General features: G+C 69.3%; 3 protein-coding genes. All 3 read right to left on the reverse strand.

The features are described 5' to 3' along the window. Positions 1-124: 124 nt before the first annotated feature. On the reverse strand, positions 125-817 hold the full coding sequence (locus ABZ281_RS46940; protein ID WP_356664683.1) for an LPXTG cell wall anchor domain-containing protein: 693 nt from the start codon (positions 815-817) through the stop codon (positions 125-127). A gap of 137 nt (positions 818-954) precedes the next feature. Beyond that, positions 955-1446 (reverse strand): hypothetical protein, encoded by a 492-nt coding sequence (locus tag ABZ281_RS46945; RefSeq protein WP_356664685.1) that lies wholly within the window; start codon positions 1444-1446, stop codon positions 955-957. A gap of 54 nt (positions 1447-1500) precedes the next feature. Next, complete coding sequence (gene pth / locus ABZ281_RS46950) at positions 1501-2103, reverse strand: aminoacyl-tRNA hydrolase (RefSeq protein ID WP_356664687.1); 603 nt, start codon at positions 2101-2103, stop codon at positions 1501-1503. Positions 2104-2150 lie beyond the last annotated feature (47 nt).

Genomic DNA, 2150 nt, shown 5'->3' on the forward strand with positions numbered 1-2150 from the left:
AAACGCTCGACTGGAGAACCCCAGCCGAGCGCCTGCGTGATCTACTGACAGCCACGTAAGCCATCAGGTGTTGCGAGGACCCCGAGAATCCGCCTACAGGCTCGGGGGCACGGTCGTTCGTACGTCAGCCGCGGCCGGCCCGCCGGCGCCGCAGCACCAGGAAACCGCCCGCCGCCACCAGCGCCGCCGCGACACCCGACAGCACACCCACCGGGGCCCCGTTGCCCGTCTCGGCGAGGTCGCCGTCCGTGCCGCCCTGCGGGGACGGCGACGAGGATGCCGGCACACCCCCGCCCACCGAGGAACTCGGGGACGCCGACGCACCCGGCTCACCCGACGGCGCCTCCGACGCCCCCGACGAGGACGACGGCGAAGCCGACCCGGACGGCGTCGCACCACCCGGCTCCTGCTCGTCCTCGCAGTCCGTCCAGAACACCTTGTGCTTGGCGGACCCCTTCTCACCCCCGAAGTTCCAGAACAGCTTGTAGTGCCCGTTGGGCAGCGACAGGTCCTCGCTGCGGCCGTGACCCTGGGCGTCCAGCGTCAGCGCACCGGACTCCACCGTGTCCCCCTTGTTCTCACTCGGAGGTATCGCGTCGATGTGCCAGTCGACCTGCTGACCGCCGTCGAAACCGAAGGCATCCAAGTAGAACGTGCACACGTGCGGCTCGTTGCGGCGCAGCTCCTCGCCCGTCAAGGCGTCATGGATCTTCACCGTGCCGTTGTCACCGGGAGGCGTGGCGTGGGCGGCAGGAGCGAGCAGAAGGACCGCGGAAGCGGCGGCGCAGACAGCGCCGAGGCGAGAAAGGGTTCGCATGGGGAGGTAGTCCATCTTCGAGAAGTGACCGGGAAGATGTGGAGGGGGCGGCTCAGCTTCCAGCCTCGCCCGTCGGCACGTCAATCACGAACACACAACGCTCGCCCCTCCACCGAAGGAGAGAACGCCCCGACCCCTCAGACGGTCACGAACGCCGCCGTCAGCAACGCCACCCCCGACAGCGCCATCACCCACGCCGCCCGCGTCCGCAGCAGACCACCCGCCACCACCACCGACGCCAGCAACAACGCACCACCCAGCGGAATCCACGCGTACAGCACACCCGCCGGACCCGAACGCACCGCGTCATCACTGCCGGACTTCAGGACCACCGTGTACGTCCGGCCCCGCTCCACCGCGACCGACTTCTCCAGCACCACCCGCGCCCGCGGCTGTGAACCCTCCGACAACGGCGTGTACCGACCCCAGCACGCATCCGCCTCGCACCGCGTCACATCGACCGTGCCCCGCTCCCGGCCCTTCGTCAGCATCACATGCTGCGCCGTACCCCACGACGCCCACACACCCGCGATCAGAATCAGCACCGCGACCGTACCCATCGCCGCGAACCGCCCGAACCGCAACGCGACGGCCGAGGCCTGGGACGAGGAGGCGGCATGGGCAGGCATGGCCGGGATCATTGGCCATGCCTGAACGGCCCGTCAACCTCGACGGGTGACAAGTCAGGAGTTGTACGTGCTTTGCGCCCGCTCCAGCCCCTCGATCACCAGAGCCTCCACCGCATCCGCCGCCCGGTCCACGAAGTAGTCCAGCTCCTTGCGCTCCGCCGCCGAGAAATCCTTCAGCACGAAATCCGCCACCTGCATCCGCCCCGGCGGCCGCCCGATCCCGAACCGCACCCGGTGATACTCCGCACCGAACGCCTTCGTCATCGACTTCAGCCCGTTGTGCCCGTTGTCCCCGCCACCCAGCTTCAGCCGCAGCACCCCGTAGTCGATGTCCAACTCGTCATGCACCGCCACCACATGGTCCACCGGCACCTTGTAGAAATCCCGCAGCGCGTTCACCGGCCCACCCGACAGGTTCATGTACGACATCGGCTTCGCCAGCACCACCCGCCGGTTCAACGGCCCAGGAGGCCCGATCCGGCCCTCCACGACCTGCGCCTGCGCCCGCCCGGCCCGCCTGAACCTCCCCCCGACCCGGTCCGCCAGCAGATCCGCCACCATGAAACCCACGTTGTGCCGGTTCCCCGCGTACTCCGGCCCCGGATTGCCCAGCCCCACGATCAGCCAGGGAGCGGCCGCATCGGTCGTCACGTCCATGTCTCCTTCATACGCGTCGGCCGCTGCCCCGCACGGGAACAGCGGCC

It is taken from the genome of Streptomyces sp. NPDC006265 (assembly GCF_040613555.1).
GTDB lineage: Bacteria > Actinomycetota > Actinomycetes > Streptomycetales > Streptomycetaceae > Streptomyces.

Bases quoted from the DNA above. Each gene is read 5' to 3' on its own strand.
- ABZ281_RS46945 (WP_356664685.1), bottom strand. From the start codon at position 1,446: ATGCCTGCCCATGCCGCCTCCTCGTCCCAGGCCTCGGCCGTCGCGTTG.
- pth (WP_356664687.1), bottom strand. From the start codon at position 2,103: ATGGACGTGACGACCGATGCGGCCGCTCCCTGGCTGATCGTGGGGCTG.
- ABZ281_RS46940 (WP_356664683.1), bottom strand. From the start codon at position 817: ATGCGAACCCTTTCTCGCCTCGGCGCTGTCTGCGCCGCCGCTTCCGCG.